Below are 26,038 nucleotides of genomic sequence, written 5' to 3'. Positions count from 1 at the left end.
TGCGAGATTTTTACATATTAAATGAAGTTTTAAATAGAAAAACCAGTGCCTAAACACTGGTTTTTTTACATTTTCAAAATGATGCAATTACGGTTTTTTGTTTTGCTTTTCCATTTCTTTCATGTCTTTTTCATGCTGCTTCATATCTTTTTCATGTTGTTTCATGTCTTTCGCATGTTGCTTCATGTCTTTTGCATGCTGTTTCATATCAAGCTCATACTGTTTCATATCTTGTTCGTATTGCTTCATATTACTTTCGTAGTCTTGTGAATCGTCTCCGAAGTTAAATTTAAAGTCATAGCTGAATTTTCCCATTTGAGCATTGAATTTTTCCATTGCGACCTGATACTTTTCCATTTCTTTTTCAAAAATAGCTTCACGTTTAGACATGATTTCGCTAACGGCATCTCCGTAAGCAGACATAGCATCAATGTTTGGCTGGAATTTTTCCATTTTCTTTTCAAATTCCTCCATTTCTTTTTCAAACTTCTGCATAGCTACTTTATCTTTTGGATTTCTAGGAGCAACAGGAGGTTTTGGCATTTTTGACATGTCAACAGCAGGAGCAGGAGGTAGTGGCCCTGAAGGAAATGTTGGTGGCGTTGGAGGAACCGGAGCCGCTACATCAGAATCTTCATGATTACGAACAATAACTCTTTCGTTTCTAATTATTACAGGTACTTTAAAGTTTTTGTCTGTGTTAATGTTGATTGATTTTGCTCCATTTTCATCTGTTCCAATTGCCAGTTCGCAATCTTTTATAGCTTCATCTCCATCAATTTTGATAGTCTGTTTTTTACCAGAATCAGATTTTACTTTGATCTGAATCGCAGTCAATTCTTCTTTGGTATTTCGTTTTACATCCGAAATCTCAACGTCAAGATTATGATTTGCTTTTAACTTTCCAGGAAGTTCGTTTAATTCCTTGTCGGTTGTATTTTTTGTTATTTTGATTGTTTCATCAGAATCTTTGATTGTATCTCTTTGAACAGCAGCTTCATTTTGTTTCTTTTCTTGTGCAATGGTTTTTATTTGAAATAAAAGAACAAATGCGCCAAGAGCAGGAATTACTGCCGAATATTTCCAGTAATTCCTTTTGTTTGATTGATTTTTGTTTAACATAACAATTCGTTTTTTGATTAATGATTGATAAAAATGATTGGTGATTGCAACACAAGTTTCATGCGTTGTGATTTTTAAAAGTGTGTACTGATAGGCTTTTTTGTCTGCAATTTTTTTAGAAGCTTCGCTATCAGCAATAAATTCTAGGTTTTGCAAAATTGCTTTTTTGTAAAGCCAAACAATTGGATTGAACCAAAATAGTATACAGAAAATTCTAGAGATTAAAACATCTATAGTATGTTTTTGATCGCTGTGCACTTTTTCGTGTTCTAAAATGTTCTCCAATTCTGCAGCTGTATATAGTGATGAGTTATATACAATGTAATCGAAATAGGAGAAGGGAGCAATGTTTTCATCTACATCAATGAATTTAAAATCATTTTGCTGTTCAATTTTCTTTCCTTTCAAAACAGCGTTTAAACTGTAAAAATCAAGAGCAAATTTGATCATAAAAGCCAAGAAGCCAGTTCCGTATACTACAGCTAGAACTAAACTCCAGTTGATTTCAAAATTTTCATCCTCAACAATCGTAACCGTTGTTGGTTTATATTGATGTGTGTAAGCAATGGCGTCTTGACTAGAAGTTGGAATGTTTTTTACAGCATTTTCCGTAGTTGTAATAATTGGAGTAGGAGCAAGCGCAGGCGGAGCTTCAACCCATATTACTTTGGTATAAACGACGAAAGGAAGTGCAACAGAAGTAATTAACCCAGCGATTAAAAACCAACGACTACTATTAAAAAAAGTCTCTTTGCGAAGTAAAAAAATGTAAGCAAAATAAAACATTGCTAGTAACCCGCTTGATTTTAAGATAAAAATAAAAAGTGCTTCCATAATATTCTGGTTATTTACCTTCTTTTGGATTTTCGATCATATTTAATATTTCACGTAGTTCGTCTGCCGAAATTTTTTCTTCTTTAGCAAAAAACGAAACCATACTTTTATAAGAACTATTAAAATAATTGTCAATTGCAGTACTCATAAAGCCTTTTCTATAATCTTCGATGCTTACAGCTGGATAATATTGATGTGTGTTTCCAAAAGCATTGTGAGCAACATAACCTTTCTCTTCCAGATTACGAACAATAGTCGACAAAGTATTGTAATGTGGCTGATCTTCTAAAATCTCTGCTTGGATTTCTTTTACAAAAGCTTTTTTAAGCTTCCATAAAATATGCATGATTTCTTCTTCTTTGTTGGTTAGTTTTTGCATTTTTTTCTATTTAAAATTAGAAACGTGTTATTTCTTGGTTACAATTTCAATTACTCCGTTTGAAGCTTTATCTCCATATTGTCCAGTCGCATTAGCTCCATTTAAAACATTTACAGATTCAATATCAGTTGGTTTAATACTGTTATAATCAAAACTAGAAGGCATTTCTTCTCCATTCACAATTATCAGTGGGCTAGATATTTTTACATTCGTTTTTGTGCCATTAGAAACAGTAACTGCTGTGCCGGTTGTAATAACTTTAGTGTTATTGTCTTTGTTTATTATTACAGTAGTGCTAATATCTGAATTAGTATCACTGTCAGTTTTTGTACTAGTAATAGAATTAGTGTTAACATGGGTTTCTGTATTAGTAATTGTATTTTTAATTTCTGTAGCGTTTTTAGCTTTATCATCCATAGTGACTTTGTTTACGGTGATTTTTTCATCATACGTTTTAATGCCCGCTCTTTTTGCACCATTTTTTCCTGTAACAACAACTACCCCAAAATCTTTTATGGCAACTTTTCCACCTGTTTGGATAGATTGAGATTTTTGATTTTCATAACTAACATCAACTCTAAGGGAAGTTAACTGATTCGCTGAGTTTCTTTTAACTCTAGAAGTTTCAAAATCAACATTATGAATCGATTTTAATTGCTCTTTGATTCTTTTTAATTCTAAATCTGTAGTGTTTTTTTGGATTTTGTAAATATCAACAGATTCAATTTCGTTCGAAACTGTTTTTAAAGTTTGTGGCCTCTCTTTTGCAATTACTTCAATTTGAAATAATAGTACAAATGCAGCAAGAGCTGGTATTACAACATAATACTTCCAAGAATTTCTTTTGTTTGATTGATTTTTGTTTAACATGACGATTCGTTTTTTGATTAATGATTGATAAAAATGATTAGTGATTGCAACACAGTTTTCGTGTGTTGTTATTTTTAAAAGCGTGTATTGATAAGCTTTTTTATCTAAAAGTTTTTTCGCAGCCTCGCTGTCGGCAATAAATTCTAAGTTTTGAGTTATTGCTTTTTTGTAAAACCAGACAATCGGATTAAACCAGAAAATAATGCTGAATATTCTCGAAATCAAAACGTCGAATGTATGATTTTGATCGCTGTGCACTTTTTCGTGTTCAATTATGCTTTCTAATTCTGAAGCTGTATACAGTGATGAGTTGTACACGATATATTCAAAATAGGAGAAAGGAGCAATATTTTCGTTTATATCTATGAATTTAAAATCGGCTTGCTGTTTGATTTTTTTTCCTTTAATAATGGAATTCAAACTATAAAAATCGATTCCCAATTTTATTAGAAAAATCAAAAGGCCCAAAGCGTAAAGTCCAAGAAGGAAATAGTTCCAATTAAATTCTGAAGATTCGTCTGGAGATGCGTTTGATACAATATTCTGAAAATCGGTATTAAATTCGGGAGCAGCATTTATCCATATTACCTTTGTGTAAGTGAGTAACGGTAAAATTGCCGATACAATTAAACCAGACAAAAGAAACCATCTGTTGCTGTTAAAGAATGTTTCTTTGCGCAATAAGAAAAAGTAAGCGCAATAGAACAAAAGCATTAAGCCACTTGATTTGATAATGTAAATGAAAAGTGCTTCCATAATCCGAATTATTTGTCTTCTTTTTTATTTTCGATCATCGATAAAATTTCGCGCAATTCATCTGCTGAAATTTTCTCTTCTTTAGCAAAAAAGGAAACCATGCTTTTATAAGAACTATTAAAGTAATTATCAATAGCGGTTTTCATAAATCCTTTTCTGTAATCTTCAATCGGCACAATAGGAAAGTATTGATGTGTGTTTCCGAATGCATTGTGTCCAACATATCCCTTCTCTTCCAGATTACGTACAATAGTAGATAATGTATTGTAATGTGGCTGATCTTCGGTTATTTCAGCTTGAATTTCTTTTACAAAAGCTTTCTTTAGCTTCCATAAAATCATCATAATTTCTTCTTCTTTGTTTGTTAACTTCTGCATCTTCTCTAATTTTAATTCAAACGTACAACTATTTTTTTAGTTACACAACTATAAAAATAGTTATTTAACTAAAAATTAAGTTTGATTTAAGTTTCGGACGCAAAAAAGCTATTCAAATTTAATGGTAATAAATTGAATAATAAGGTTTTAAAAAGTTAAAAGTTGTTTATAAAGCTTTTTCGTTGATTAAAGCATTTTTAATCCAAATGCAGCATCCAGTTGCAAGAACTCCAATGCAGGCCATAAAAAGCCAATTAATTTGGTAGCCAAATCTTGTGATAATCTCAAAGCCAAGTTTAGAACTTATAATATGAGCAAGACTAAAACTCATAGTATAAAGCGCCATATATCGTCCTTCTTGTCCGCGAGGCGCACGACTTAAAGCAAATGCATTAGAGAAAGGAAAAGTAAGAACTTCACCAATAGAGATACAAACCATACTAACAACAAGAATTCCTGCCCAGAAGTTAATAAGAAGTAAAAAGAAACTACTTGCCATTACAAAAGACCCAACTATAATGATTCGGATCTTCGGAAAAGCTTTTCGTTCTAAAAAACCAACTGTTGGCATTTCGAGAGAGAAGATCAATAACCCGTTCAAAGTCATAAGAAGACCGGTTTGGAATTCGCTTAAGCCAAATTTTTCATTATGATATAAAGGCAGAGTAGTAAATAGCTGAAAGAAAATCATCGCCGTGATAAAACTCACAAATAAGAAAACCCAGAAAATCTTATCATGAAAAACCGATTTTACATCTGAAGCACTTTCTGTTTTGTCGTCATGAGTTGCTTTTTTCTTTTCTTTTACCAATAGAGCAAAAATTGAAATCGAAATGATACATGAAGCTCCGTCAACCCAAAATAAACCAGAATACCCCATTCCCATAATAATTAAACCACCAAGTGCCGGACCAGCAGCAAAACCTAAATTTACGGCAAGACGCACCAATGTTAACGCGCGAGTTCGATTTTCTGGTTTGGCATAAGCTCCTAAAGACACAAACATGGCAGGACGAAACATATCTGCAATGGTCATAAGGACAAACATCGCAGCGCAAAGTGCCCAGAAAGTGGTAATATATTGTACAAAGAAAAGAGAAACTCCACTAGTAAATAAACTAAAAATCATGATTTTGTAAAACCCGATTTTATCTGATAATTTTCCGCCAAGCCAAGAACCAAGCATTGATCCAAAACCAAAAGCTACCATAATCCATCCAACTTGATTGTATGTAAAATGAAGATCTTCTTTTAAATATTTAGATAAAAAAGGAAGAACCATTGTTCCAGCGCGGTTGATAAAAGTGATGATAGCAAGGATCCAAACTTCTCTGGTAAAACCTCGAAAGTTATTAATGTAGTGGGTTAAAGCGGTTTTGAGCATTTTGTTTGATAAATTATCGTCACAAAGTTAGGAAACTTTGTCTCGTTAAGTGGTTGTTGTTTTGTTACTTTTGAACTATTTTTGCAGAAAATTTCTAAGATGAAAACTATAAACGTCCTAGCTTTATTGTTGGTTTTTAATTTTGCTTTTGCACAAAAAAAGTTTAATAAAGCTGATGCACAAAAGTTCCAAAAGAAAATCAATTCGGAATTTGCTGATTCTAAGACAAGTCCGTTAATGGCTGAAGATTTAAAAACTTTTAAAAGCTTAGATTTTTTTCCAATTTCTGAAACTTATTTTGTGAATGCTACTTTGGTGAAAGCTAAAGGTGGGAAGGTTTTTGAAATGAAAACTTCTGGGAACTATACTCCAAAGTATATAAAATATGGCACTTTAAATTTTAAAATAAATGGGAAAGCTTTTCAGTTGTCTGTTTATCAAAGTTTAGAACTTATAGTTCAGGAAAAGTATAAAAATCATCTTTTCTTACCTTTCTCAGATTTAACAAGCGGAAAACAGAGTTATATTGGCGGCCGTTATATTGATTTAGAAATTCCGAAAGGAAATACAATAGCAATTGATTTTAATCAAGCTTATAATCCGTATTGTGCTTATAACTACAAGTATTCTTGTCCGCTTGTGCCACAGGAAAATGATTTAAAAATTGAAATCAAAGCAGGTGTAAAAGCTTTTCATTAATGGAATATTTTAATTTTCATACGCATCAATTTACCAATCAATCAGATGTTTTAGAATTGGTTAATCAATATCCAAAAGATTTTGATGCTACTATTCCGTTTTATTCCATCGGAATTCATCCTTGGTATATTGATGAAAATGGACTTGATGAAGATTTGAAAATTATTGAAGAGAAACTGCAAGCTCAAAATTGTTTAGCTATAGGAGAATGCGGTTTGGATAAAAGGATAGAAATTCCTTTTGATTTACAAGTTTCTGTTTTTGAAAAACAATTGGAATTAGCAGAAAAATATAAGAAGCCTGTAGTAATTCATTGTGTCGCTGCTTTTCAGGAAGTCATGGCGATTAAGAAAAAAATGAAGATAAATGTTCCAATGATTATTCATGGTTTTTCAAAAAATAATCAATTGGCTGAACAATTAATTGCGGCTGGATTTTATCTTTCGTTTGGAAAATATTTAATAAAAAATCCAGATTTAAAAACTGTTTTTCAGAATGTTCCAAATGATCGTTTTTTCTTAGAAACAGATACTATTGAAGAATCGATTAAGCAAGTTTATGAATTAGCTTCTGAATATAAAGAATTAAATTTAAAAGAATTAGAAGGTGTTATTTCAAGTAATTATAAAAGTGTTTTTAAGTAGTTAAATGTGTTTTTGACGAAAAGAACCCTGAGCGAAGTCGAAGGGCGCTACAATTGATAATGGGCTTCGACTCCGCTCAGCCTGACAAATGAGTAAAACGAAACTTGAAACAAAAAAATAAAACAACAAATAAGAATATATGGCAGAATGGACAGAAAGAGCTGAGCTTTTGTTTACTAAAGAAGGATTAGAAAATTTGCAAAAATCTAATGTTTTAGTCGTTGGACTAGGAGGAGTTGGATCTTTTGCAGCTGAATTTTTAGCGAGAGCAGGAGTAGGGAATATGACAATTGTAGACGGAGACGTTGTAGATATCACCAATATTAACCGTCAATTACCAGCTTTGCATTCAACAGTTGGTCAGCCGAAAATTAAAATTGTAGGCGATCGTTTGATGGATATTAATCCAGAATTAAATCTAACTCGCGTTCAAGAATTTCTTTCTCCAGAACGTGCTTTTGAGATTGTTTCTCCAGAATTTGATTATGTTTTAGACTGCATTGATAGTATTACTCCAAAATTAAATCTGATTATTGCTGCAAAACGCAAAAGAGTAAAAATTATCAGCAGTATGGGAGCTGGCGGAAAAATGTTGGCTTCTAAAGTAAAAGTAGCAGATATTTCAAAAACAATAAATTGCTATTTTTCTAAAACAATCCGTAAGCGTTTAAAAGAAGTAAAAATTAATAAACTTAAAGTGGTTTTCTCTTCTGAAATTCAAGATGAAAAAAGCTTAAAACTTACAGATGGGAAAAATTTCAAAAAATCGTTTTACGGAACAAATAGCTATATGCCAGGATTATTTGGTTTGCACGCTGCAGAAACGGTGATTAGATATTTGCTTAAAAAATAAGGTTTTAAGATGCTAAGATTCTAAGGTACTAAGTTTTTTTTAGTTGCTAGACTGAATCTTATGTTTCTGAACCTTAAATAATACAACTCAAAGTTAAAAGCAAAAGAGAGAAACCTTAGAATCTTAGTATCTCAGAAACTTAAAAAAAAATGATTAAAACAGTAATTTTTGATATGGACGGCGTAATTGTTGACACGGAACCTGTTCATCGTTATGCTTATTATTTACAATTTTCAGAATTGAATATCGAAGTTCCTGAAGAAATGTATACCACATTTACAGGATTTTCTACTAGAAATACATTTCAAACCTTAAAAAGTTATTTTCCAGCTGTAGAACAAGAAGTCGAAGATTTGATTCAGCGAAAAAGGACTATTTTTAATAATGCTTTTGATACTAAGGAAGATTTGCATCTTTTAGATGGTGTTGAAGATTTAATTAAAGATTTGTACAACAACGGAATGCAATTGATTTTAGCTTCTTCGGCTTCAAAAGTTACTATCGATCGCGTTTTTACAAGATTTAAGCTTCACCAATATTTTACGCATATTGTAAGCGGTGAAGATTTTCCACAATCAAAACCAAATCCTGCTATTTTTATCCATGCAGCTTCATTGTCGATTGCGCCTAAAGAAGAATGCATCATTATTGAAGACAGTACAAATGGAGTGAAAGCGGCAAAAGGTGCAGGAATTTTCTGTGTAGGATATAAGAGCGAGCATTCACATCTTCAGGATTTGTCTGAAGCAGACTTGGTTATCGATCATTTTAGTGAATTAAATGCAGAAAAAATATCACAGTTTAGTCCTTGAATTATATTAAATTTAACATTTGTTAGCTGATTGAATTTGTAAATTTGAATAAAATAAAAACTTAAAATAATGAAGAAATTACTTATTGCTTTAGCTCTGATCTTAGCACCATTAGCATCAGAAGCGCAAGTAAAAACTCCGCAGGCAAGTCCAAAAGGATATATTAAACAAACTGTTGGTTTAACAGATGTTGAAGTTACATATTCAAGACCTGGAGCAAGAGGGAGAGCTGTGTTTGGAAATCTAGTTCCGTTTGGGAAACTATGGAGAACAGGAGCTAACGAAAATACAATCATAAACTTTAGCGACGATGTTATCATTGACGGAAAAACGTTGAAGAAAGGAAAATATGCAATTTACACAGTTCCTAGAATCGAAAGCTGGGACATCATTTTCTATCTTTCTACAGACAACTGGGGATTACCAGAAAACTGGAGCGATTCTTATGTAGCTTTAAAAACTACAGTAAAAGAAGAAGCATTGCCAACGCCGGTTGAAACATTTACAATAGGAATTAATGGTTTAGATCCAAATTTTGGTTACATAGATATTGCTTGGGAAAACTCTCATGTTGCTTTAAAATTTGAAGTTCCGACTGCTAAAATTGCTACTGCAAGTATCGATAAAGCTTTAGCAGGTCCAACTTGGAACGATTATTTTGCTGCATCTCAATATTTATTCCAATCAAACGGAAATATCGAAACTGCTAGAAATTATGTAGACAAGGCTCTTGATATGAGCTCAGATAAACCTTATTATGTATCAAGATTAAAAGCATTAATCCAAGCAAAACAAGGTGATAAAAAAGGCGCAATCGAAACAGCAAAAGCATCTCTTGCATCTGCTGAAGCTGCAAATAATGCTGATTACGTAAAATTGAATAAAGATAGCATTGCTGAGTGGAGCAGATAAGTTGTTAAATTTTCAATATAAAAAATTTTAAATTCCAATACTTTCGGGTTTTGGAATTTTTTTTTGCAATAAACACAGACAGACTTGTCTGTTTGTATGAAAAATGTTTTACCTTTGAAGATATAAATTAAGATGCTATGTTGCCAAAAGAAAGAATACTCGAAAAAACATTTATTTTATTTCACAAGCAAGGCTATAATACCACGGGCATCAATCAAATTATTGAAGAGGCAAAAGTGGCAAAGGCAAGTTTTTATCAGCATTTTAAATCTAAGGAAGATTTGTGTGTCGCCTTTTTGAATCAGCGTCATTTCTTTTGGTTTGAAGAATTACAAAAGTTTGCTTCAAAAGAAGAGGATACGAAACTAAAAATTTTAGCTTCTTTTGATTTCTTAATTTATATGAATAAAAAGGAAAATTATAGAGGTTGCAGTTTTCTAAATATTCTATCGGAAATTCAATCAGATAATATTAAAATTTTAGACGTAATTCAGAACCATAAAGCTGATCTACGTGTTTATTTTAATGAAATTTTAAATGATAATCTTTTGTCAGACCACGTATATCTGCTTTTTGAGAGTTGCATTATAGAAAGTCAACTTTTTAAATCAAATCAGCTTATTGAGCAAACTAAGAAAATTATTCAAACTTTAATCTAATTATTATGGAACAGAAATTACCATTGCCACCTTTCTCATATGAAACAGCAATAGAAAAAATTCAATTAGCAGAAGACGCTTGGAACAGTCAGGATCCAGAAAGGGTTTCAAAAGCTTACACAATAGACAGCGAATGGAGAAACAGAGATAAGTTTGTAAACGGGCGTGATGAAATCATTCTTTTTTTAACTGAAAAATGGAAAAAAGAGAAAAATTACAAATTAAAAAAGGAATATTGGGCTCATGCCGATAATAGAATTGCTGTACGATTTGAGTATGAATATCAGGATGTTGAAGGAAACTGGTTTAGAGCCTATGGGAATGAAAACTGGGAATTTGATGCAAATGGATTAATGCAGAAAAGATTTGCCAGCATAAACGATCTTCTTATCTCAGAAGAAACTAGGAAATTTAAATAAACCCTTAAACTAATTCATGCTAGGCGGTTCTGGAATCTTAATTTTTTGCTTAATTTTCTTTACAATCAAAAGATAGAAAGTAATTCCTCCTAAAATAATAAGAAGTGCAATCTGGAGCTGGCCTAGTACATTATTTCTGCTATACATCGCATTTGCAACTGCAAGTTTCGCTTTTCCTTCTTCAATCTGAATTTCTGAAAGAGATTCAAGCGTTTTTAAAGCTTCAGCGCTAGAAAAGGCAATTTTACCCCAATTTTTGTTTTCGACTTGCTTGTTTATTTCTTTGCAGGAAAGTAAAAATGCATCAAAATACTGTTTTTCTTTGTCTGTTAAAACTGTTTTAGCGTATAAATCGTCAATGTTATGAATAATATCAAGAGTTTGAATAATTTCATCTTTTTTGATAACGTCGCTCAAATTCAACTTTTCAGCTTCAGCCTTTATAAAATGAAGTTCTTTTGAATATTGAAAAATATAATGCGCAACAACCAATCGGTCTTTGTAAATCGCATTGATATTATCGTTCACATTTTTGGAATTTCGCAGCGTATTAAAGTTACCAAGCAGAATGATAAGCATTACGATTAGTAATATAAAAGCAGCTTTGGTTTTGTTGCTGTATCTTTTTTGATCTTTCATAACGTTTTTAGGAAACTAAAATTTAGTCAATCATTTTGTTCTCGTTGAGCGCAATGTTTTTTATGGATGCTAAAGGAGTAATTTTTATTTTTTTGTCTCCCTTAACAAGGTAGAAATAATACAAGCTATTATTTCCAATGATAAAAACATTTTTAGATTCGCCTTCATTAAAATCCAGCTGATAGCTGTAATCTAATCTGTTTTCTTTTAGCTTTTTCGTAGTAAAGTATCCGCCAGCTAATCCGTAACCTAAAAAAAAGGACAATAGAAAAACTACAAGAGATTTTATGGCAATACCATTATAGTAGCTTTTAGTTTCTTCTGGAGATAATTCGTCAGTTGATTTTAATTCGAAAGATCTTTTTACAAATGCCAAATCTTTATTCTTCGCCAAGAAGGAAGGAAGATAAAAATGAACTAAAAAAAGTATTGTGATTGCTGCTAAAATAATCGGATTTGAAGTGAATTCAGCAATTGGACTAATTAATATATCCATTATTGTAGAATACCTCAATATATTAATCCCGAATTGGTAATAAAATATACTATCCTTTAGGATTCCCATTAAAATCAGAAATAGATATCCAAAAGGCAATAGCTTTTCTAAGTCGTCTGAAATCTTCATTTATCTAGTTTAAGATTGGTTTAGTTTTGGTCAGTCTTACAACTTACTAAAATAGTCTTTTTTACTTACAATAAATGGAGAATTATATTCTAATGAAATTGCTTTTATAAATTTTTTGGAGCTAATTCCTGCTGTACGCTATATCTTTTGTGGTGAACGCCACCACAAAAGGATGCCGCTAGGGCATCAGCATTTTTTTGGAAGAATCCATTTTAATTAACAAATATCCTTATTTATAATTTATTCAAGAATTAATTCATTATCATCTGATTTTCCTCTGAAAAACAAAAACTGAAGTAAAAGCGCTAATACAATTGTCAAAATAGCTCCAATGAAATTAAGCCATAAATAACCCAATTTTTCCTGGCTATAAATCATAAAATAATAGATCACAAAAATAGTAAGCTGACTTATGATAGCGCTTATAAACATTGGTTTTGCTTGAACTTTTTTAGTATAAAAAGCCACAAGGAATATTCCTAGAACAGTTCCGTAAAAAATTGAGCCAATAATATTTACAAGCTGAATTAAATTTTCAAATAAAGTTCCGACACAAGCAAAAAGTATCGCTACAATTCCCCAGAAAAGAGTAAAAAACTTAGTAACATGCAAATAATGTTTTTCTGATTTTTCTTCTTTCTGATTTCGTTTGTAAATATCAATTGCTGTTGTAGAAGCCAAAGCGGTTAACCCAGAAGCTGTAGAAGACATCGCAGCCGAAAGAATAACGGCCAATAGCAATCCGATTAGACCTTTTGGCAAATAATGCAAAATGAAATGAAAGAATACATAATCTTTGTCATTTGTTTCTGAATTACTGTCGGCTCTCGAAATAATTTCTTTGGCTTTATCGCGAAGATCTTTTTCTTTATTTGATAATGCAACCAATTCTTTACGTAAAATAGGATTGTCGTAATCTTGATTCAGCTGATCTATATATAATAAGTTAATCACTTTTTTGTCTTCCGAAAGTTTCACCAGCTTTTCTTCTAAAACATGATATTCTTGTTTAAAAGCTGATTTTTCAATAGCAATTTTATTATTCGGATTAAAATTTAACGGCACTGGATTGAATTGAAAAAATACAAAAACCATAACTCCAGTCAAAAGAATAAAGAACTGCATTGGTACTTTCAATAATCCGTTCATGATTAATCCCATCTGGCTTTCGCGAACTGATTTTCCAGATAAATAACGCCCAACTTGAGATTGGTCTGTGCCAAAATAGGCTAGAGCCAAAAAGAAACCTCCTGTAATACCACTCCAAAAAGTATATTTTTCTTCAGGATTAAAAGAAAAATCAACAATATTCATTTTATCATTAGCACCAGCAATGTGCAATGCGCTGTTGAAAGTCATATCGTTTGGAAGATAGTGCAGAATTAGGAAAAACGTAATAAACATTCCAGACATAATGACAAACATCTGCTGTTTTTGTGTAACGTTAACTGCTTTTGTACCACCAGAAAAAGTATATATAATTACCATAACTCCAATGATGATGTTCATTACAGTTAAATTCCATCCTAGAAGTGCAGACAAAATAATGGCTGGCGCATAAATAGTCAAACCAGTTCCTAAACCTCTTTGAACCAAAAACAAAATTGCAGCAAGCGAACGGGTTTTAACGTCAAACCTTCTTTCTAGAAATTCGTAAGCTGTAAAAACTTTACTTTTATGATATAACGGAATAAAAGTCAAACAAATGACAATCATGGCAATTGGCAGACCAAAATAAAATTGCACAAAACCCATTCCGTCATGATATGCTTGTCCAGGTGTAGATAAAAATGTAATGGCGCTGGCTTGCGTTGCCATTACAGAAAGCCCTACAGTATACCAAGGTGTTTCATTGTTTCCTAAAATGAAATCTTCTACGTTTTTACTGCCTCGGGTTTTCCAAGAGCCGTATCCAACAATAAACAATAGTGTAACAATAAGTACGATCCAGTCAAATAGCTGCATAGGTTATGAGTATAATTGCATGATTAAGAAAAAGATAGCAATATAAATTGCATTAGCGACCAAAACGTAGGTATAGCTTTTTTTCCATTTTTTTGTTTTTTTAGCTTCCATATTTTATTGCTTTAAATCTTGTTTTGGAGCTTCAATTGGCTGTTTTAGAGAAATAATATTCGATAATAATCGATACGCTCCAGAAACACCTTCTGGTAATTCTCTAAAGAAACTCAAACCGGTGTAAATGTAATATCCTTTACCATACGGTGCAACTAGTAAAGCGCCATCTTTTGCAGATTCTCCTTTGTCATGAGACGAAATAATAGGAGTGAAGGCAGGATCATATTCGTTTGGATAATATAAACCTTGTTCTTGTGTCCAACCTTGAAAATCTTTTTCAGAGATTTTATTTGGTGTATTTAAAACAGGATGATTTGGAGCCAAGAAAGTAATTTTAGCATTTTCTTCCGTTACGCGATCATTTGATAATTTTAAAGGATAAGGAGCAATTTTATCAGTTACCAATTTTCCGTTTGTGTTGTATTGGACAATCATGTTTTTACCACTTTTGACAAAATTGAAAAGAATGTTTTGTTTGTTTGCCAAAGCATTTACAGTATTATATGCACGAATTCCAGTAATTACAGTACTGAAAGAATCTAATTTTTCTGGTGTAATTTCTTCAGGTTTTAAAACTGAAACTTTATACCCCATTTGAGTCAAACTCTCTGGAACTTCGTCTCCAGCACCCATGATGTAAGCAATAGTATCACCAGAAATTTTTAAATCTATTCTAATACATTTTGATTCGGCTGGTTTTAAGACCATTTGTTTGGTAATATGAGGAAAATCGATAATTGTTTGGTCTTTGTCAAAACGTTTGTTGTCAACAATTGCTACGCTTTTTATAATAACTTCTTCGGGATTTACAGGAGGTGTTACTTCAAAATAAAAGATTTGTTCGTTCCCTTTTTTGTCCAAAGTAAACGGAATTTCTTTTGGAGAAACATTCCAGCTTTTAGGTAATTCTAATTGTAGATTTCCTTTTACATTGTCTTTTCCAGCGCGAACTTTCACTGGAACCATTTTACTTTTTGTATTTCCAAAAATTAAAACTCTCTCCAAAATAGAAGTAGTTACTTCTGGCACAATATCAAGAAAATTATACATTTCGCCTTTTACACCGTCATTGTATTTGTATACAACAATACGCTCAAACGGAATTTCTACATCATTGATCTTTACGTTAAAAATAACTTTTGTCTCTCTTATGATGTCAGGAATACCAATGTTTTCTTGATTTGAAACCGTGTACATTCCAACTGTTGCTTTTTCTTTTAACCAATATGGCTGTGTGTATTCAATATTGTTTGGAAGCTGTAATTGCAAATTGATTTTTTGATCGTTGTTGTTTTTTAAAACAATATTTTGAGCCGTTGTCTGATTGTTTGGTAGCGTAGTTACACTCATTAATTCCATTCCAACAGAACATCTGTTGATGGCTTCAAGACTAAGTTTGATTGTGCTTCCTGGAGTTGCTTCTTGTTCATTTGCAACAGCTTCAAGATACAAACCAGAACAAGATGCGATGATATTTTTTATTGCTGTTGATTTAATCTCTTTCCAATGTGTATCGTCTAAAGCTTGAATCATAGAATAAGCTTTAACTAAATCTGGAATACTTGCAGATGGATGGCTAAAATCATATTTTGAAATGATTGAAGAAATTAAGTCTCCGACAGGTTTTCCGTTTTTAACACGGTTCCAGCTTGTGTCAATTCCGTCAAATAAATTATCACGTTCTTTTGGAGTTTCGCCATTTATAAGTTCCAAATATTCCGTTTCTTCACCGCGAACACCTGTGCTTCCAAAACCTTGCGATTGATGACGGCTTCGGCTTAAAGCAGCGATTTCTTGGTTTGATTTTCCGATTCCTGTGTAGTAAACACCAGTTTCTAGCTTTGTAAATTTAGATTTATTGGCAGCATCAAATTTTTCTTGGCTTCCGTAAAACCACCAAGACGGATTAAAGAATTGGCGTTTTACCTGCCAGGGTGAAACATATTTTAATTGTTCAGGATAAATTTTTGGATCGTTTGTTAATTTGAAACTTTCAACGCTCAGCATCGCAGAAGACGTATGATGTCCGTGAGTCGTACCTGGAGAACGGTGGTCAAAACGATTGATGATTATGTCTGGTTGGAATTTTCTGATTGTCCAAACTACATCGGCAAGAACTTTGTCTTTGTCCCAAATATCTAAAGTTTCGTCTGGATTCTTAGAAAAACCAAAATCATTTGCTCTTGAGAAAAACTGTTCTCCGCCATCAATTTTTCTAGCTTCGATCAATTCTTGCGTTCTTATAACTCCTAGTAATTCACGTAATTGTGGTCCAATTAAGTTTTGCCCCCCGTCACCTCGCGTCAATGATAAATAACCGGTTCTGGCATTCATATCATTAGCCAAATACGAAATCATTCTAGTATTTTCATCATCAGGATGTGCCGCAACATACAATACAGAACCTAAAAAGTTTAGCTTTTTGATTTGATTGTAAATTTCAACAGAATTTGGTTTTTGTGGCTGCTGTGCAAATGAAACCTGAAAACCGATAAAAAATAAAAGAAAGATCTGAATCTGTATTTTTCGCATGGTAAATGTTAGGTGTTTTTTGGAAATCATTCCAAAAATAGTAATTATTTTATGTAAGATTATTTAAATGAATTGTTAACGCTCAATAATTATACCTTTCTTTGGTTTGGTGCAACAAAAAAAGCTGTTAGAAACTAATCTAACAGCTTTTATATAAGTATTTTGAAATTTTATTTCAGTTTGTTCTCAGTATCTTTGTAACTTCCTGTAATAGTCACATTACTACCTTTGGTAACTTTTCCGTAAATAGTTATAGAAGAATTATTTCCAATGAAATTGATTTTAGCACCACTATTTAATCTTAAATCTCCCCAGATTACAACAGAACCTTCAATTTGCAGAAGAGCATTACTATTGATAGTCAACTCTGTTGGATTAGATTGCTGGTATTTTCCTTGAGACAAACTTCCTGTCATGTTGAAAGTACCACCACTATTTAAAGTCAAATTGTTAAGAATTGCAATTGAACCGCAATGTGTTAAAACAGCACCAGAATTAATAATTGCCGAATTAATAGCAGTTGCTCCCTGGTATGATTTTATGTCGTTAGAATTTAAAATCAGATCTTTACCTTGATTGTATATGATGTAAGATGTACAGTTTGCAAAAGTTGTATTTGGTTTTTCCATTTTAATAATTTTCAAACCACCTGTACCACTTGCAACATAAATATAATTACCGCTAGATTTTACATAGTTTGATGAACCAGCAATTCCTACAGAACCTAATAAGTTTAGCTGTGTTGCAGATTGATAAACATTTAAGCCAAGAGCTCCGTTTGCTACAAAAGCGTAACCATCATTAAAAGAAACGGCATTTGTTACATTATCTTCTCCAGCTGTTGCAATTGCAATGCTCTGCAATTTAGATCCGCTGTTGATATCATATATGCCAAGACCGTTCGGGCCTTCAGAAACAAAAAGTTTTGTTCCATCAATATCCATTGTTCTTTTTGCACCACTCACATCAGTAGAAGTTGTAAAACTTTTTTGCAAAGCAAGAGTTGACTGATTATAAATGTTAACACCTTTAGTTCCACTTAAAGTTACAACTTTATCACTTGTTAAAGCAATAGAACGCAAATCGGCCATAGCCACTTTTCCTGCAATTACTTTTGTAGAACTGTTTATTTTGAATAAACTTCCGTTATCTCCCGTTACTGCAAAATAATTAGAAGCATTAGCAGCAACATCTGTTGTAACTCTACTATCTAAATAATTGTTAGTAAATTTATCTGTAAGTAATCCAGAACTTAACGCCATGTTAAACACAATTGCTGGATTCCCTGCAAGTTGTGTGTCTTTATCGACATCTTTTGCGGCTCCAATAATTAAATTTGATCCAGACAAAGTCAGAGATGTAATATCAGTATTTGGAATAAGGGCAGAAGTAACCAATTTTGGCTTATATGGATCTGAAACATCAATTACATCAATAGCTCCAGAATAAGCATCGCCTCTCATGATATAAGAAACATAAGCGTAATTTCCGTTTACAGTAACATGGCTCGCTTGAAGTGTTCTCCCGTTAGCATCAACTGGCGGTTTTACTTCAGCAATTTGAACTAAAGGAAAAGAAGTGTTGGCAGTCTCTGCAGCTTTTCCTGTGAGAGAACCATTTTCGATCGAAATTACCCCAGAATTAGTTAGGTCAAGTCTTTGGTTTAAAGTAGATTGATCTGAGGTAATGGTAATGTTATTTGACGATTGTCCATCGTTTTTGTTGTCATTGTTATCGTCACAACCTATTAACAGTGACATTGCTAAAAATGAAAGCAAATAAACATTCTTTTTCATAAATTTCTTTTTTGGATTTTAAAATTCGGCGCAAATATATATCATAATCACATTAAACAAAGGTTAATTTTGTTAAAACCGTCTGTTTTACAATGATTTATATACAAATTACAAATTTTTAACAAAACTTCAAAGTTAAATAATCAAAAAAAAAGAGAGTATCATTTTTTTGATACTCTCTTGAGCTGATTACTAATAATTTAGCAATTATCTTCTTCCATGTCCGTGTCCGTGGTCGTGATCATCATCGTGATCATGACGATCGTGTTTGTCATGGTGTTTGTCGTAGTGTTTATCGTGTTTGTCGTAACGTTTGTAATCTCTTCTGTCATTGTATCCATATACAGGTCTTGGCTTGTAAGGTCTTTGTGGAGCTCCGTGATATCCTCTATAGTATTTTACTTTATGACGATCAAAGTAAGTATAAGGAGTTCTACCGTGATAATCTGTCAAAACTACTTTATATCCTCCATACAAATCATAGTTTCTATATTGTCTAGGCAAGTACGTTGTTCTTACCCATCTTCCTCCTCCGAAATAGATAAATTGAGCGGCACGAACATCGTAGTAAGCTTCAATATCTGGAAGATAATAATATTCCATTTCTGTATATCCTACTGGTCCCCAAGCAGGTGGGTTTCCAATATTCACGTTTATCGATACTTGGGCTTGTGTGGCGTTTGCAACCAGTAGAAATAATCCGGCGATTGCTAATTTTATCGTTTTCATCTTTTTTGTTTTTTTAAATGTTAATCTTGAAGGGATATTCATATACTGTGCCAAAAAAAATAAAGAGATGTATTTTGTCGAGTAAAAATGCATTTCGTCGAATAAATTAAGAATGTAAATAGGATTAATTTATTGATATCTAGATGTTTTGATGTTTTTGTTGATTTATAAAAAAAACAAAAAAAATTACTTGTAATTGACTACTCTAGGCTTAGCAAGTTCAAAACTTTGGAGTCCGTAATCGGTGGTTTCAAAAGTATTTGTTTTGAAAACATTATCTCCTTGTTGCGGAATACTAGGATAATAAGAAAGTGATAGCTGAAATGAACTGAAAACCAAATAGTCATTACTGATTAAAAGCCCTACAGTAAGTTTAGAATAGGGTTTACTCTTAGTCATTGCCACTTCTGGACTTCCTAATACCGCAATAGAATAATTGAAAAATGGGTTTATACGGAATCCTAATAAGGAATGAGGAGAATATGTTTGTGTCTGCAATGACAAGACAGCTTTGCTGGTTCCGTACAGATAACTGTTAAATCCTGGTATTCCGTTTTCTTCATTTATATTCAACTGATCTCCAATTATATCATCGCGGTTTATTCCAATTACTAATTTCGGATTTACGAATTGTCTAATTTTCCAATTTCCGATACTGTATAATTTTGTGAAATAATTTGATTCAAACAAAAATGAGGTTTGATAGGTTTTAGATTGATGAAAAAAAGTTCCTGCTTCAAAATTCATACTCAGAAAACCTAAACGATAATAATTTCCAAAAGAAAACTGTGCCCCAACATAAGGCCTCCAAAAAGTGTTTTTATACTGATAGCCAAAAGTTACTCCGTAAATTCGTCCTATAGGAACGTCTTCTGTCTGTCCATTCCTAAAAATATAGCTGTCTTTTATAAATCTACGAGTATTCAATCCAATTCCGCTGAGGATTAGTTTTTCGGAAGAATAAAAATGGTCGGGGTCATAAATTTCTGAAGGCGTTTCGCTGTAATTTACATTTAGAAAACGTGCTGTCGTGATTAAGTTTGTTATCGCTTTATTTTGATCTTCAAACATTTTAAAAGCATATCCGGCCCAAAGATCTTGAGACGTATATTTTTTTGGTTGATAGGCAAATGTCAGATCAGGCGCTTGTAGAGTGTCTTTTCTAAAACTTTCATCAATATAAAATCCGCCCGCCCACTTAGTCAAAGGAGAGTAGAAGTCTCGCTCAATATCTATACTTTTAATATAATTATTGTCCAAATCCATATTGTAATGAAATACCGTACCGATGTAAGTATTTTTAATATTTGGAACTGTATATGTTGCTTCATTAGCATTTCGTCCATCATCAAAACGATTGGTGAAACGATATTCTAATTGCTGTCCAGTTCCAAAAAAGTCTTTTTCTTTAAAACCGATTGACATTTGGTTACTAGAAATCGAAAATCTTGGAATAGTACTCCATGAATCTAAAACACGAATCGTAACATCTACAGAATCTGAAGCTTGTCCAACACTTTGATTGGAAATTCGAACCGCAGTAACATAGCGTTGAGCACGAATCAAACGCTCGGTTTCGAGAACTTTATAGGTATTGTAAGGAGTGTTTTTCTTAAAAAGCAATAAATTATAAATAGCAAATTTTTTAGTTTTCAAGTGAAGTCGATTACCCATTCTTTCTCCCCAGTTTTTAGGCATTTGTGTTGTATCAGCAACAGAATGTCCAAAAGGATCTAAAGTGATAATATTGATTTTTCGAATAATTTTTCCTTCGTAATTCGTAGAATCTATAGGTACAAGCAGTTCTTCTTTTTTCTTTGGTTTTTTAGATCTAAAAAACAATTTATGCATCGTCTGCGTAAATTTATTTTTTTTAGAATAATTTCTAATTTTAGTATAGATTTCCGTAGTGTCTTTTTGCTGTTTTGGCTCTTTTTTACTTTGATCTGCCTGAGCATATCCGCTTTGTAAACAGAAGCACAGCAAAATAAAAAATAGTATTTTTTTGTATAAAGACATTCGGTAGTTTTCTTCTAATAGTTTTTAAGCTTTATGAATATAAGGAATTAATAAATGCTATGCTAGCATAACGTTATTTTTAATTTTCTGTTGTAATTTTTCTTTTTCTCCAGACAAATTTCCTTGGAACATGATTTCCCATGAGATAACCACAAGCGGAGAGCGAATCAATTCGGTCAAAAATAATTTTAAGAATAGCCAAGAGAGGAATGGCTAAAAACATTCCTGCAATTCCAGCAGCGGCGCCTCCAACAATAATTCCCATGATTGAAACGAAGGCGTTTATTTCTACCTTAGAATTAATGATTAATGGCACAAGTAAATTATTATCAATAAACTGAACAATTATATTTACAATAAGGATTCCGGTAATTACTGAAATTTCTCCAGATCCTGTTAATGATGCCAAAATCGTAATAATTCCAGCAATTGTAATTCCAATGTATGGAATCAAATTTAAAATTCCTGTAATTAATCCAAGCAGAATGAAATACTTTATGCCAATAATCCACAAACCTAAACTGGTTAATACAGAAACAACTATCATTTCGATAATTAAGCTTACGATATAATTGTTTATGGAAACTTTTATCTGTGATAAAATATCCTGCAAAACTGCATGATTTTCTTGTTTGATTAATTTGGCAAAAAACAGTTTGAAATGTTCTTTGTAAATAAGAAACAAAAAGGTGTAAACTATCATAATCGTACTATCTAGAAGAACATCACTTATAGAAATAATAAACGAACCTAGTTTTGCTTGACCAGTTTTAACCGAATCTTTGGTAACCGAATCTAGATATTTCTTTTGATCGCCAATGCTTACTTGGAAATTTTCTCTAATAAATTTATGAATTTCAAGAATAAAAGAATTTGCGTTTTTCTTTATTGTCTCAAAATCATTTGCAATGTATGTCACTTGGTATGAGATAAAAACCAAAATTCCGACAATTACAGAAATAAAGATAATGAGACAGATAATTGCCGCAAGATGCCTTGGAAACTTAAATTTTGTGTTTAAAAAAGTAAAAATCGGAAGCAGTAAAACGGCAAACAAAAATGCCATTAAGATAGGCGTAAGGATATCTTTTCCGATGCAAAAAATGAATGCAAAACAGATTAAAGTGACAAGAATAAAAGAAAGTTTTGCATAAAATGGTAATGTTATAGGCCGAGTCATTTTTTATTTTATTTAGCTGAATTTATAAAACAAATATTACACTTTATTTGTCTTTTTTCGTTCCAGCTTTTTGACTGCCCGTTATAAAATTCCCATCATATTTTAATCAAAAAACTCACGCTCCTCGTACTTTGCAGGTATAATTGAAATTCCTTTTTGAAGTAATAGATTGTTTGGAAAAACTATTTTTTCTCCTTCTTTTGTCTTTAAGCTTACATGAAAGGTATTAATGTCTTCAATTTCAGCTTCAATTGGAAAATCTTTATCATGAATTTTAATCGTATCTCCAATTCTAAAAGGGAAAGAAAAGAATAAAACCATTCCAGAAGTAATATTGCTTAAAATAGACCATTGAGCAAACATAGCAACCCCAATTACAGTTGCAATAGAAGAAATGGTAATAAAAATATCTTCTGTTTGAACTCCCCAGATTATGATCAAAATGGTTACAAGAAGTATATTCATTAAAATATTAATATACTTAATAACCAGATTGGTACGATGTTCAAATAATTGGCTTGTAGCCGCAAATTGCTTTATTAATTTAGCAATTACTATACGTAATACAATCAAAACGCCAATAAGAATGATTGTTGCTATTATTTCTCGGCTATACTCTTTAAAAGAAAACATAAATAAATTTTTACACTAATGTAGTCAAAAATTCGTAAACTTTTGCTGTCGGAAGTCCCATAACATTAGTGTAAGAGCCTTCTACTTTTGCAACTGCCATAAAACCAAACCATTCCTGAATGCCATATGCACCGGCTTTATCGTAAGGTTTGTAATTTTCGATATAATATAGAATAGCTTCGTCTGATAAATCATTAAAAGTTACTTTGGTAATATCATGCAGAAGAGTAGAGGAGTCTGCAGTTTTAAAACAAACCGAAGTAATTACATCATGCGTTGCATTAGACATCGATTTTATCATAGCAAAAGCTTCTTCGGCATTTTTTGGTTTTCCTAGAGCTTTATTTTGATGCCAAACAATAGTGTCGCTTGTAACTAAAATTTCATTTTCTTTCAATTCGCCTTCAAAAGCATTAGCTTTTAATTCAGCAAGATAATCGGTGATTTCGGTTGCTTTTAATTCTGGCGGGTAAATTTCTTCAATGTCTTTTAAACGAATTTCAAAATCAAGATCTAAATCCTTGAAAAATTGTTGTCTGCGCGGAGAACCCGAAGCTAAAATGATTTTGTATTTTTTTAATTTTTCTTTAAGCATTGTATTTGATATTTAAAGCAATAACTAAGATTGATAGGATTCCGAAGAATAAAATAAGTTTTAAAATACTGCTTAAATGATTAAATTCTTTCTGAGACTTTGCACTAAATATTTTTACAATAAAATAAAGCAAAGGTGCTAAAACAGTTGCAAAAGCATAAAATACAGCAATGTAAAGCTTATTCTGCATGAAATACGTATTGCAGTAAAGTCCCGATAAAACGAATGCTATGACCGCAAAACCTAAAGCTATTTTTGCTGCTCGGCTTACTCCAATTGCAATAGGAAGCGTGTTCATTCCCATATTGTAATCGCCATTTACATCTTCAATGTCTTTTACAATTTCACGAATAAAATTAATCATAAAAGCAAAAAGGGCGTAATCTGTTAAAATAGAAAAAAGACTAGCCATTTGTGCCTGATTTTCGCTCGTTGTAGCTGGAAAAAGGTCAAAAACTCCTATAATCAAAACGCTTACAGCCAAAAGCAAGGCTACAACAAAATTGCCTAAAATCATGATTTGTTTTAGAGTTGTTGCATAAAAATATAATAGCGATGCGATTAAAATAAAAAGCGATGCAAAAGTTGGTCTCATGATAATATTTGACAGAATGAAACCAATCGCTACACCAGAAATATTCAGACCAATATAAATGTTATAAGCGGCAGTTTCTGTAATTCCTTTTCCGACAACAACATCATTTGGTTTGTTGATGCTATCGGTTCCTACGTCATAAATGTTATTGATAACGTAACCAGCAGCAGCCAATAAAACAGTGCTTAAAACGAGTAATCCGTATTGCCAGTCAGATAATGCCAGCGGAACTTCCTGCTGTTTTAAAAAGGCATAACGAAAAAGCAACTGCATAAAAGCAAGCATTGAAAGGTTTTTATAACGAATGAGTTTGAGGAATTTCATTTTTTTTAAGGTTCTGAGAGGCTAAGATTCTAAGGTACTAAGTTTTTTTAATTAATAATTTATAATTAACAATTCATAATTAAATTAATCGTGCTTTCCGTTAAAGTACTCCATCCATTTTCCTTGCACTTTCATTACTTGTTCGATAACGTCTCTTGCAGCTCCGCGTCCGCCTTTTACGTGTGAAATGTATCGGCAGATATTTTTAATTTCTGGACTTGCATCTTGTGGACAGGTAGGAAGTCCAACTAATTTCATTACATGAAAATCTGGAATGTCGTCACCCATATACAACACATTTTCAGGTTTAATGTTGTGAGTTTCGGTATAAGCTTTAAAAGTTTTCACCTTATCAGGAGTTCCTAAATGAATATCATTAACACCTAGATTTTGAAGACGAATGCGTACGCCTTCATTACTTCCGCCAGAAATAATGCATACATGGTAACCGCTTTCAATAGCAGCTTTCATTGCATAACCATCACGAATATTCATTGTTCTTAACATTTCGCCTTCATTGGTTACAAAAACAGAACTGTCTGTAAGTACGCCGTCTACATCAAAAACAAAGGTTGTGATGTCATTCATTAATTCTTTATAACTTTTTGCCATTATGCTGTATAGATTGTGTTAGGATTTTATAGATATTTTTTTTGTTTTCGTCTTGTAAAAAAGCCAGATGCGCATTAATTGTATTTGAATCATGGCGAATAGCAGGCCCTGTTTGCGCATCAATAGGATCGAGCGTATTTATTTTGTCTGCTGTTTCCTGAATTAAAGGCCTTAAAACAGCAAAAGGAACTTGGTTTTCCTCGCAAACTTCTTGACCTATTTGGTATAAATGATTCGTAAAATTGCTCGCAAAAACAGCGGCTACATGAAGTGCTTTTCGCTGTTCTGAACTGATAGAATAAACTGCAGTCGAAACGCTTTTTGCAACTGTTTCTAAAAGTTTAAAATCGGCTGTGTTTTCTGCTTCTAAGCAAAAAGGAACAACTGAATAATCTAATGCTTTATTCTTAGAGAATGTTTGAAGTGGATAAAAAACACCGCGTCGGTTTTTCGGATTTAATAATTCAATTGAAGATGTCCCAGAAGTATGAACCACCAGTTGATTGTTAAACGGAAGCTGTTCTGAAACTTCTGTAATGGCATTATCTGAAACTGAAATAATATGTAAGTCAGCAGGTTCTAATGCAGCAAAATCAGTTACAATCTTTTCAGAATCAATTAAATGTAGTAAGTTTTCTTTCTTTCTCGAAAAAACCTGTTTAATTTCAACAATTTTGCTGGCAGAAAAAGCCTTTATCAAATGCTGCGCCACGTTGCCGGAACCGATTATTGTTATCTGAATCATGAAAGCAAAATTAGTATTATTTTTTTAATGCAGGAGTCTATTGGTTATTGATAATGCATTTTTGAAGTTTTTATTGTCTTCTGTTTTTTGTTAGAATTCTAACACTTTTTAGCTAAAAACAATTATTCAAAAAACACACCTGTATTTTGTAAGTTTAAACTTTCCATATTATCAATTCATTTAAAAAATAGTCCTTTTTTTTGGTTTTTATTAAC

At 32.2% G+C, this 26,038-nt stretch carries 25 protein-coding genes; 7 read left to right on the top strand and 18 right to left on the bottom strand.

Annotation, left to right across the window (positions count from 1 at the left end):
- Window positions 1-87: 87 nt before the first annotated feature.
- From JI750_RS14065 to JI750_RS14045, 5 genes are all read right to left on the bottom strand, one after another.
- Window positions 88-1,956, bottom strand: a complete 1,869-nt coding sequence (locus JI750_RS14065; protein ID WP_202003005.1) for a M56 family metallopeptidase — start codon at window positions 1,954-1,956, stop codon at window positions 88-90.
- A gap of 10 nt (window positions 1,957-1,966) precedes the next feature.
- Window positions 1,967-2,335, bottom strand: a complete 369-nt coding sequence (locus JI750_RS14060) for a BlaI/MecI/CopY family transcriptional regulator (RefSeq protein WP_202003003.1) — start codon at window positions 2,333-2,335, stop codon at window positions 1,967-1,969.
- Window positions 2,336-2,362: 27 nt separating this feature from the next.
- A complete protein-coding gene (locus tag JI750_RS14055) occupies window positions 2,363-3,961 on the bottom strand; it encodes a M56 family metallopeptidase (RefSeq protein WP_202003000.1) in 1,599 nt (532 codons plus the stop codon).
- A gap of 8 nt (window positions 3,962-3,969) precedes the next feature.
- Window positions 3,970-4,338, bottom strand: coding sequence for a BlaI/MecI/CopY family transcriptional regulator (locus tag JI750_RS14050; RefSeq protein ID WP_066034576.1), 369 nt, complete (start codon window positions 4,336-4,338; stop codon window positions 3,970-3,972).
- Window positions 4,339-4,504: 166 nt separating this feature from the next.
- Window positions 4,505-5,722, bottom strand: coding sequence for an MDR family MFS transporter (locus JI750_RS14045; RefSeq protein WP_202002997.1), 1,218 nt, complete (start codon window positions 5,720-5,722; stop codon window positions 4,505-4,507).
- Window positions 5,723-5,821: 99 nt separating this feature from the next.
- Here JI750_RS14045 and JI750_RS14040 point away from each other — a divergent pair, with 99 nt between their 5' ends.
- The 7 genes from JI750_RS14040 to JI750_RS14010 all read left to right on the top strand — a co-directional run bounded on the left by JI750_RS14040 (window position 5,822) and on the right by JI750_RS14010 (window position 10,720).
- On the top strand, window positions 5,822-6,421 hold the full coding sequence (locus tag JI750_RS14040; protein WP_202002994.1) for a DUF1684 domain-containing protein: 600 nt from the start codon (window positions 5,822-5,824) through the stop codon (window positions 6,419-6,421).
- Complete coding sequence (locus JI750_RS14035) at window positions 6,421-7,065, top strand: TatD family hydrolase (protein ID WP_202002991.1); 645 nt, start codon at window positions 6,421-6,423, stop codon at window positions 7,063-7,065. The genes JI750_RS14040 and JI750_RS14035 overlap by 1 nt, the downstream gene beginning before the upstream one ends.
- 139 nt (window positions 7,066-7,204) lie before the next feature.
- Window positions 7,205-7,918, top strand: a complete 714-nt coding sequence (locus JI750_RS14030; RefSeq protein ID WP_111368980.1) for a tRNA threonylcarbamoyladenosine dehydratase — start codon at window positions 7,205-7,207, stop codon at window positions 7,916-7,918.
- Between the two features lie 149 nt (window positions 7,919-8,067).
- Entirely contained in the window at window positions 8,068-8,730 is a 663-nt protein-coding gene (locus JI750_RS14025) for an HAD family hydrolase (RefSeq protein WP_202002989.1), read from the top strand.
- Between the two features lie 69 nt (window positions 8,731-8,799).
- Window positions 8,800-9,642: a DUF2911 domain-containing protein gene (locus JI750_RS14020; RefSeq protein ID WP_202002986.1), complete on the top strand. Its 843-nt coding sequence runs from the start codon at window positions 8,800-8,802 to the stop codon at window positions 9,640-9,642.
- A 137-nt stretch (window positions 9,643-9,779) separates the two neighbouring features.
- The gene (locus JI750_RS14015; protein WP_202002983.1) at window positions 9,780-10,301 is read left to right on the top strand and encodes a TetR/AcrR family transcriptional regulator; all 522 of its coding nucleotides are present in this window, start codon (window positions 9,780-9,782) and stop codon (window positions 10,299-10,301) included.
- A gap of 5 nt (window positions 10,302-10,306) precedes the next feature.
- Entirely contained in the window at window positions 10,307-10,720 is a 414-nt protein-coding gene (locus tag JI750_RS14010; RefSeq protein WP_202002979.1) for a nuclear transport factor 2 family protein, read from the top strand.
- A gap of 9 nt (window positions 10,721-10,729) precedes the next feature.
- On the opposite strand, the gene JI750_RS14005 is transcribed toward JI750_RS14010, so the two are convergent.
- The 13 genes from JI750_RS14005 to JI750_RS13945 all read right to left on the bottom strand — a co-directional run bounded on the left by JI750_RS14005 (window position 10,730) and on the right by JI750_RS13945 (window position 25,823).
- Window positions 10,730-11,359, bottom strand: a complete 630-nt coding sequence (locus tag JI750_RS14005) for an MCP four helix bundle domain-containing protein (RefSeq protein ID WP_202002976.1) — start codon at window positions 11,357-11,359, stop codon at window positions 10,730-10,732.
- A gap of 22 nt (window positions 11,360-11,381) precedes the next feature.
- Window positions 11,382-11,984 (bottom strand): hypothetical protein, encoded by a 603-nt coding sequence (locus tag JI750_RS14000; protein WP_202002973.1) that lies wholly within the window; start codon window positions 11,982-11,984, stop codon window positions 11,382-11,384.
- A 240-nt stretch (window positions 11,985-12,224) separates the two neighbouring features.
- Window positions 12,225-13,949: a sodium:solute symporter family protein gene (locus JI750_RS13995; protein ID WP_202002970.1), complete on the bottom strand. Its 1,725-nt coding sequence runs from the start codon at window positions 13,947-13,949 to the stop codon at window positions 12,225-12,227.
- A gap of 114 nt (window positions 13,950-14,063) precedes the next feature.
- Window positions 14,064-16,595, bottom strand: coding sequence for a PIG-L family deacetylase (locus tag JI750_RS13990; protein WP_202002967.1), 2,532 nt, complete (start codon window positions 16,593-16,595; stop codon window positions 14,064-14,066).
- A 170-nt stretch (window positions 16,596-16,765) separates the two neighbouring features.
- Window positions 16,766-18,391 (bottom strand): LVIVD repeat-containing protein, encoded by a 1,626-nt coding sequence (locus JI750_RS13985; RefSeq protein ID WP_202002964.1) that lies wholly within the window; start codon window positions 18,389-18,391, stop codon window positions 16,766-16,768.
- A 207-nt stretch (window positions 18,392-18,598) separates the two neighbouring features.
- Window positions 18,599-19,120, bottom strand: a complete 522-nt coding sequence (locus JI750_RS13980; RefSeq protein WP_202002961.1) for a hypothetical protein — start codon at window positions 19,118-19,120, stop codon at window positions 18,599-18,601.
- 186 nt (window positions 19,121-19,306) lie between these two features.
- Window positions 19,307-21,139 (bottom strand): BamA/TamA family outer membrane protein, encoded by a 1,833-nt coding sequence (locus tag JI750_RS13975; protein WP_202002958.1) that lies wholly within the window; start codon window positions 21,137-21,139, stop codon window positions 19,307-19,309.
- Window positions 21,140-21,218: 79 nt separating this feature from the next.
- Window positions 21,219-22,319 (bottom strand): AI-2E family transporter, encoded by a 1,101-nt coding sequence (locus tag JI750_RS13970; RefSeq protein ID WP_202002953.1) that lies wholly within the window; start codon window positions 22,317-22,319, stop codon window positions 21,219-21,221.
- A gap of 102 nt (window positions 22,320-22,421) precedes the next feature.
- A complete protein-coding gene (locus tag JI750_RS13965) occupies window positions 22,422-22,952 on the bottom strand; it encodes a mechanosensitive ion channel domain-containing protein (protein WP_202002950.1) in 531 nt (176 codons plus the stop codon).
- Between the two features lie 10 nt (window positions 22,953-22,962).
- Window positions 22,963-23,547, bottom strand: coding sequence for a Maf-like protein (locus tag JI750_RS13960; RefSeq protein WP_202002948.1), 585 nt, complete (start codon window positions 23,545-23,547; stop codon window positions 22,963-22,965).
- Window positions 23,540-24,466, bottom strand: coding sequence for a geranylgeranylglycerol-phosphate geranylgeranyltransferase (locus JI750_RS13955; RefSeq protein ID WP_202002946.1), 927 nt, complete (start codon window positions 24,464-24,466; stop codon window positions 23,540-23,542). The genes JI750_RS13960 and JI750_RS13955 overlap by 8 nt, the downstream gene beginning before the upstream one ends.
- An 84-nt stretch (window positions 24,467-24,550) precedes the next feature.
- A complete protein-coding gene (locus tag JI750_RS13950; RefSeq protein WP_202002944.1) occupies window positions 24,551-25,078 on the bottom strand; it encodes a KdsC family phosphatase in 528 nt (175 codons plus the stop codon).
- Window positions 25,062-25,823: a Rossmann-like and DUF2520 domain-containing protein gene (locus JI750_RS13945; RefSeq protein WP_202002942.1), complete on the bottom strand. Its 762-nt coding sequence runs from the start codon at window positions 25,821-25,823 to the stop codon at window positions 25,062-25,064. Before JI750_RS13945 ends, JI750_RS13950 begins: the two co-directional genes overlap by 17 nt.
- Between the last annotated feature and the right edge of the window lie 215 nt (window positions 25,824-26,038).

It is taken from the genome of Flavobacterium tagetis (genome assembly GCF_016735615.1).
GTDB lineage: Bacteria > Bacteroidota > Bacteroidia > Flavobacteriales > Flavobacteriaceae > Flavobacterium > Flavobacterium tagetis.
The sequence above is the reverse complement of the archived record's forward strand: the minus strand, read 5'-3'. Positions and strand labels throughout refer to the sequence as shown.

Coding starts and splice junctions, on each gene's coding strand:
- JI750_RS14065 (WP_202003005.1), bottom strand. CDS start 1,956: ATGGAAGCACTTTTTATTTTTATCTTAAAATCAAGCGGGTTACTAGCA.
- JI750_RS14060 (WP_202003003.1), bottom strand. CDS start 2,335: ATGCAAAAACTAACCAACAAAGAAGAAGAAATCATGCATATTTTATGG.
- JI750_RS14055 (WP_202003000.1), bottom strand. CDS start 3,961: ATGGAAGCACTTTTCATTTACATTATCAAATCAAGTGGCTTAATGCTT.
- JI750_RS14050 (WP_066034576.1), bottom strand. CDS start 4,338: ATGCAGAAGTTAACAAACAAAGAAGAAGAAATTATGATGATTTTATGG.
- JI750_RS14045 (WP_202002997.1), bottom strand. CDS start 5,722: ATGCTCAAAACCGCTTTAACCCACTACATTAATAACTTTCGAGGTTTT.
- JI750_RS14040 (WP_202002994.1), top strand. CDS start 5,822: ATGAAAACTATAAACGTCCTAGCTTTATTGTTGGTTTTTAATTTTGCT.
- JI750_RS14035 (WP_202002991.1), top strand. CDS start 6,421: ATGGAATATTTTAATTTTCATACGCATCAATTTACCAATCAATCAGAT.
- JI750_RS14030 (WP_111368980.1), top strand. CDS start 7,205: ATGGCAGAATGGACAGAAAGAGCTGAGCTTTTGTTTACTAAAGAAGGA.
- JI750_RS14025 (WP_202002989.1), top strand. CDS start 8,068: ATGATTAAAACAGTAATTTTTGATATGGACGGCGTAATTGTTGACACG.
- JI750_RS14020 (WP_202002986.1), top strand. CDS start 8,800: ATGAAGAAATTACTTATTGCTTTAGCTCTGATCTTAGCACCATTAGCA.
- JI750_RS14015 (WP_202002983.1), top strand. CDS start 9,780: ATGTTGCCAAAAGAAAGAATACTCGAAAAAACATTTATTTTATTTCAC.
- JI750_RS14010 (WP_202002979.1), top strand. CDS start 10,307: ATGGAACAGAAATTACCATTGCCACCTTTCTCATATGAAACAGCAATA.
- JI750_RS14005 (WP_202002976.1), bottom strand. CDS start 11,359: ATGAAAGATCAAAAAAGATACAGCAACAAAACCAAAGCTGCTTTTATA.
- JI750_RS14000 (WP_202002973.1), bottom strand. CDS start 11,984: ATGAAGATTTCAGACGACTTAGAAAAGCTATTGCCTTTTGGATATCTA.
- JI750_RS13995 (WP_202002970.1), bottom strand. CDS start 13,949: ATGCAGCTATTTGACTGGATCGTACTTATTGTTACACTATTGTTTATT.
- JI750_RS13990 (WP_202002967.1), bottom strand. CDS start 16,595: ATGCGAAAAATACAGATTCAGATCTTTCTTTTATTTTTTATCGGTTTT.
- JI750_RS13985 (WP_202002964.1), bottom strand. CDS start 18,391: ATGAAAAAGAATGTTTATTTGCTTTCATTTTTAGCAATGTCACTGTTA.
- JI750_RS13980 (WP_202002961.1), bottom strand. CDS start 19,120: ATGAAAACGATAAAATTAGCAATCGCCGGATTATTTCTACTGGTTGCA.
- JI750_RS13975 (WP_202002958.1), bottom strand. CDS start 21,139: ATGTCTTTATACAAAAAAATACTATTTTTTATTTTGCTGTGCTTCTGT.
- JI750_RS13970 (WP_202002953.1), bottom strand. CDS start 22,319: ATGACTCGGCCTATAACATTACCATTTTATGCAAAACTTTCTTTTATT.
- JI750_RS13965 (WP_202002950.1), bottom strand. CDS start 22,952: ATGTTTTCTTTTAAAGAGTATAGCCGAGAAATAATAGCAACAATCATT.
- JI750_RS13960 (WP_202002948.1), bottom strand. CDS start 23,547: ATGCTTAAAGAAAAATTAAAAAAATACAAAATCATTTTAGCTTCGGGT.
- JI750_RS13955 (WP_202002946.1), bottom strand. CDS start 24,466: ATGAAATTCCTCAAACTCATTCGTTATAAAAACCTTTCAATGCTTGCT.
- JI750_RS13950 (WP_202002944.1), bottom strand. CDS start 25,078: ATGGCAAAAAGTTATAAAGAATTAATGAATGACATCACAACCTTTGTT.
- JI750_RS13945 (WP_202002942.1), bottom strand. CDS start 25,823: ATGATTCAGATAACAATAATCGGTTCCGGCAACGTGGCGCAGCATTTG.